The following is a 5487-nucleotide window of genomic DNA, read 5'->3' as shown; positions in this document are numbered from 1 at the left end:
GGTCCCCTATCCTCTGCGCCCCCACCCGGAGTGCGCGTCGCGACTCCGGGCGTTGTTGTGGCACCGCTCGGCGGGGTGCACCGCAGAGCGATGCTTGCCCAAAAGTCGCTCAGTAATACAATCGACGTCCCGTGCGTCACGGACGGCAAGCTGGAAGCTTACCCCACTATTGCTCGAAATCGATTTCGATATTGTTTTCGCTGGCGGCGGTTCGAAGTTTCGCCAACGCCCGTGCTTCGAGCTGTCGAACCCGTTCTTTGGTCACGCCCATCTCTTCACCGACTTCCTTGAGCGTCAGTGGTTCGCTGCCGCGCTCGAGTCCGAAACGTGCAGAGATGATCTTCTGCTCGCGTTCGTCCAATCGATTGAGAATTCGGGACAGTTCGCGTTTGCGGGTGCGTTGAGCGGATTCTTCCACGTAGGGATCGACCCGTTCGTCTTGTCGCGCCAGGAACAACTCTTCCGTCGTTGTTCGGAACCGATCGCGGTGCTTGAATTCGTTCGGGATCGTGCGGGCGAAGTTTTTCATGATCGCCCACGACGCATACGTGCTGAATTTGTTGCCCCGCGAGTAGTCGAATTTCTCCACCGCGCGGATCAACGACATGTTACCGTCGCTGACCAAGGAGAAGAAATCGTCGGTGCCGGCCAAGTGGCGTTTGGCGATCGACACGACCAGACGCAGGTTGGCCTGGACGATCCGGTTCTTGACCTTGACCGCTTGCTCGTACAACGACTCGATCTCGTTCATCACCGCGGACTTCCCGGCAGCCTCGGTTCCGATCGTCTCCCGCAAGCGACTGGCTTTGTGCTTGAGGTAGTTCATCTTTCGGAACAGATGGTACTCCTGTTCGCGGGTCAGCAGCGGAACGTCGTACAGCGATGCGAGATAACTGGGCAAATCGTTCGGCACACGGACTTTCCGAGGTGCGCTGGCCGGCTCCGGCTCGACGCCCAGGTACTCCGCTTCGCGAGAGACCGCTTCAAAGTCTTCGTTGTAGATGTAGTCCAATGGCAGCTCCATGATCCGTTGACGTCTCATTTCGACCAGGATCCGTTGGATGCTGTTACGGGTTCGTTTGAACCGTCGGCACAGCTGCGGAACGGATACGCCGCCGAGGTATTGATTGAAGATCGAGCGTTTGTCGTCGTCGGACAGGATGCCGCGATGGTTGGGGAAAATCGCGATCGACTTGTTGTCGGCGTCGAAGTTCTTGAGCGTGTAACGGATCGTTTCCGCGCTCCGTCCCATCTGTTCGGACAACAGGCGAGTCACATCGGCCAGGGCCGCGCCGCCTTCGACCAACTGTCTGGCCCGTTCGATGATTTCGCTTTTCTCATCTTCGGTCAGCTGGCTGAAGCGTTCTCCGCGCTGGATCTTGGCCTTGTTGCGGGCAACGAACTGCTCCACGCTGCTGTTGAGGAACCCGACGCGTTTGCGACCGCCGAAGAGCAACCGTCGACTGACCAAGCCGGCTTCGCGCCAACGGCTGATCGTCTTGGTCGACACGTTGAATTGTCGACTGAGGTCTTGAACGGTGTGAACCTGTTCGGCGATTTCCTCGACCGACAAATCCGCCAATTCGCTGAGATCTTCGATCAGCAAGCGCAAGTCATGAGCCAAATCGGCCGAGGCAATGTTGTGCCGCCCGGGTCGATCGGAGCGATAATTGGTGATTCGATAGCACAAAAAGTCGTAGGCGTATTCTCGATCGTCTTCGATTTCGCTCAGTAGTGTTTCTGCAGCGGCAGCCTGCTCAATCAATTTTGTTTTTTGATTGAAGCGAAGCTGATCGCGCAGGTCTTTGATTTTTATGTCGCGGTAATTGTCGTGCATCACTGTGGTCTCCCAGCGCTATTGGCGTAGACTGGCCAAACGTCCTTGCAATCCCGGCGGATCGCCCAGTCCAATCGCCTCGGTTGCCCGGGGTCACCTGTCTCCTCCAGGTGATATTGGTCGCTTGGCCTAGGGTTCAATGTCGAGCCGTGGCACGACACGTCTGGTCAAACCGGATGGTTTGACCCCCAGAACAAGTTCCCTGCCGACTCCATGTCGACCGAAATGACAGTCGCAGGACAACAGTCGTTAAAAACGGTGCTGTCCACAAATGCGGATGCCTGTAGGACGAGAGCCTCCGCCGCTCGGTTCACCTCGATTGAATGAGTTTCTAAAAAACCACTCGTTGCTTGGGGATGAAACCCGACACTTTGAGTCGATTTTTTTTCCACTATTCCAACTCGATGAGCTTGGCAGCGGTTGCCTGCGTCCAGGACACCTACTAGGAAATTTGGGGCCAATTCTGAAGCGATTTGTCACAAATTTCCAGAATTTTCACCGCAACCCGTTGACTGACAACAACTTAGAAACCCCAAAACCTTTTCGGGGTCTCGACGATTTTTGCGCCACTGCCTGTTTTGAGTGTAAAAATTTCAGACAGGCTGCACAAAAGGCAGTCTCGCATTGCGACCCGCTGTCTAAGAATCGACTTTACCGAACACGACGGCTACACACGTTTGGGGCCCGGGAACTGCCCCCGGAATCGTCTCGAGCGGGGCAATTCGGCTGAACCGCCCCGCGGCAGACGGTCGATCATTGCGAGACAGGCGATCCCCCAAGCCGCCGCGCCGCGCGCCGCGAGGGTCGATCCGCCGTTTCCGGACTGCCCACCGAAATGGACTTTCAGATGCCCAGCCACGACGCCATCGCCAATCGTCGCTCTTTTCTCGCCAGCTCCCTCGCAATCGCATCGGCCTCGCTTGCGTCCCCCAGTCGGGCGGCGATCGTTTCGACCGGATCGGCAACCATCGCCGCGGCGCCCCAGGAACTGATGCGGGTGCGGATCGAGATGGATGTCAAAGGAAACGTCAGGGTTTCCGACAATGCGATCGCATCCAAAGAGACGCGTCAAACGTTCCCGATCACGTCCCAGGCGGTGCTGGACTACGAAGAGCGTTATCGGCGGCCCGCCGATGCGGCCGCGTCGTCCGAGGTGGTTGCCGCCGAGCGGTATTACCACACCGCGTCCAACAAGAGCGTATTGAACAAGACATCCAGCGAGCAGGATCTGCGAAAATCGATGCGACACGCGATCGTGCGCCGCGAATCGCTGCCCGAGTCGATCTATTCGCCGGACAACTTCTTCACCCACGGCGAGCTTTCGCTGCTCAAATCACCCGTCTCCAGCGTCTCGGTCGACCGTTTCTTGCCGGGCGAAAGCGTGATCGAAGGAGACCGCTATGAGATCGATGCGGACGCCCTGTGCTCCGTTTTGAATCTGACGTCGGTCGACAGCGGCCGGGTGGAAAGCACGGTCGTCGGGGTCGCCGAGGACGCGGTGCGTTTCAAACTCGAAGGCGACATCGAGGGTTCGATCGACGGCGTCGGCACCCGGCTTCGTCTGATCGGCAAAATGACCTTCGATCGCAACGCCAACACCTGCACCTGGCTGGCATTGGCGATCCACGAGACCCGCGAAATCAGCCGCGCCGAACCCGGATTCGACGTCTCGGCCACCATCCGAATGGTGCGTCGCCCGATGGCCCAACCGGTGGCACTGCCGGCCGAGCGGGCGATGATTGAGTTTGACCAGCCGCTTCCTGCGGAGCGGATGTACGTCGAGCTGCAAAGTCGGCAGCTGGAGGTCGGGACGATGATGGACCGCAAATGGCGGATGATCAGTGACGCCCCCGGTTCGGCGGTGATGCGAATGATCGACCATGATCTTAGTATCGCCCAGTGCAATCTACGCCCACTGGTCAAGTTGCCCGAAGGCAAACAGTGGACGTTGGAGGCATTTGAGGCGGCCGTCCGCCAGACGCTCGGCGAAAAGCTGACACGGCTGGTGGAGGGGGATCAGCGAGTCAGTGCGCAAGGATTACAGGTTTTGCGCGTCGTCGTTGACGGAGAAACCCAAGGCGTCCCGATTCGATGGATTATGATGCACTTCTCCGATGACGAGGGACGCCGCGTTCAAGCCACGTTCACGCTGTCGGCCGACAAGCTGGAAGCGTTTGCCGGCAATGACGCCCAACTCGCCGATTCCCTGCGATTTCTCGACCCCTCGGAAATCCACGACGGCAAGCCGGCTGACGAAAAATCGATTGCCGGAGCGTCCGGGGCCGACCGGGAGATCGCCAGTCGCCCCCCGACCGATGACACCGAAACCCTCAGTTCCAGTGATTTGAAGTAGGCCGACGCCGGCCGCCGAAGATCGATCCGCTCATCCAAAATCTTTGACCGAGTTCCTGACATGACCCTTGCTGAAAATCAATTCACGCCCGTGCGGCTGACTCCGCACCGCGCTACGGTGCTGTTGGGGTCGATGCTGGTTTGTCTGGCGGCGGTTCGCTGCCCCCACGCAAACGCCCAAGCATCCGGTCAACCCCAAGACGCCACGATGGAGCAGGCGACCCAGTTCGCCCCCGGCGTGGTGACGATCGTCCCCGGGGATGCCAGCCCCGAAGAAACCTTTGACGGCCCGCTGACGCTGAAGACGTTTCTCAGCGCCCACCCCGAACTGGAGTGGAAAGCGCCGACCTTCGAAAACGGCGCGCCGCATTTCGATCCCCGCTCGCGCACGCTGGTCGAAATGGCCAAGCAGGTCGTCTTACGCCGCGAAATCTATTGCTTGGAATTTTCGTTCAAACCGCTCCGTCAAATGTATGTCGACGTGCCCGTCGGCAGCGGCAAACTGCAACGCAAACTGATCTGGTACATGGTCTATCGGGTGCGGTATCGGGGCGGCGATCTGCGCCCGGCGGCCGATGAAGTGGGCGGTTCCAAACTGTATCAACGGCTCGAATCGGTCTCCTACGACTCGCGACGCTTCTTTCCCCTGGTCACGCTGAAAGATCATGTCAGCGGCCAAGAGTACCTGGACCGGATCATCCCCAGCGCCAAGGAAATGATCGCCGCACGAGAACAGATCACCGCACCGCTGTACAACAGCGTCGAAATCACGCGCCAACGGATTCCGCTTTCCAGCGACGAGAGCGCCCCGGGTGTCTGGGGCATTCTGACCTGGATGGATGTCAATCCGAATGTCGATTACGTCTCGCTGTACGTCTCAGGACTGACCAACGCGTTCCAGCAAGACGGCGAAGGCGATGACGCACCGTACCGCCGCAAAGCGTTGCAATTGAATTTCTTTCGGCCCGGCGACGCGATGAGTCAGACCGAAGACACCATCCGATTCGGAATGCCTTCGTTCGAAGACTCCGAAGAGCAAGCGTACATTCTGGACAAGTACAATATGTCCGAACCCCTCAACTATCGCTGGGTCTTTCGCTCGGTGAAGTGATCGGTTCGCTCGCGCAAACGTTCCCGCAACCCCTTGAGCACCTCGGCGTATTGAGATTGATTCGCCAGGTTGGTCGTTTCACCGGGGTCGTTGTGCATGTCGTAGAGTTCTTCGCTGTCGTCGTTGTAACGCATCATGTGCCAGCGGTCGGTGCGAATCGACGTTCCGTTTTGAAACGAGAGCGCTT

General features: G+C 58.6%; 4 protein-coding genes. 2 read left to right on the top strand and 2 right to left on the bottom strand.

Going from position 1 to position 5487, the window contains the following annotated elements:
- Window positions 1–166 precede the first annotated feature (166 nt).
- A complete protein-coding gene (locus tag ABX749_RS19865; RefSeq protein WP_372897504.1) occupies window positions 167–1837 on the bottom strand; it encodes a sigma-70 family RNA polymerase sigma factor in 1671 nt (556 codons plus the stop codon).
- Window positions 1838–2684: 847 nt separating this feature from the next.
- Here ABX749_RS19865 and ABX749_RS19860 point away from each other — a divergent pair.
- Window positions 2685–4190: a hypothetical protein gene (locus ABX749_RS19860; RefSeq protein WP_372897503.1), complete on the top strand. Its 1506-nt coding sequence runs from the start codon at window positions 2685–2687 to the stop codon at window positions 4188–4190.
- A 60-nt stretch (window positions 4191–4250) separates the two neighbouring features.
- Window positions 4251–5300 carry a hypothetical protein gene (locus tag ABX749_RS19855; RefSeq protein ID WP_372897502.1) on the top strand — a complete coding sequence of 350 codons (1050 nt, stop codon included), beginning with the start codon at window positions 4251–4253 and terminating at the stop codon, window positions 5298–5300.
- Here the strand turns inward: ABX749_RS19855 and ABX749_RS19850 are convergent.
- Window positions 5270–5487 (bottom strand): sulfatase/phosphatase domain-containing protein (locus tag ABX749_RS19850; protein WP_372897501.1); only part of this gene is annotated, 218 nt, incomplete at its 5' end. The two genes, ABX749_RS19855 and ABX749_RS19850, sit on opposite strands and share 31 nt — an antisense overlap.

The sequence above is a fragment of the Stieleria sp. genome (assembly GCF_041595215.1).
Lineage (GTDB): Bacteria > Planctomycetota > Planctomycetia > Pirellulales > Pirellulaceae > Stieleria > Stieleria magnilauensis.
The sequence above is the reverse complement of the archived record's forward strand: the minus strand, read 5'-3'. Positions and strand labels throughout refer to the sequence as shown.

Excerpts from the sequence above, each read along its gene's own strand:
- ABX749_RS19865 (WP_372897504.1), bottom strand. The coding sequence starts at position 1,837 with ATGCACGACAATTACCGCGACATAAAAATCAAAGACCTGCGCGATCAG.
- ABX749_RS19855 (WP_372897502.1), top strand. The coding sequence starts at position 4,251 with ATGACCCTTGCTGAAAATCAATTCACGCCCGTGCGGCTGACTCCGCAC.
- ABX749_RS19860 (WP_372897503.1), top strand. The coding sequence starts at position 2,685 with ATGCCCAGCCACGACGCCATCGCCAATCGTCGCTCTTTTCTCGCCAGC.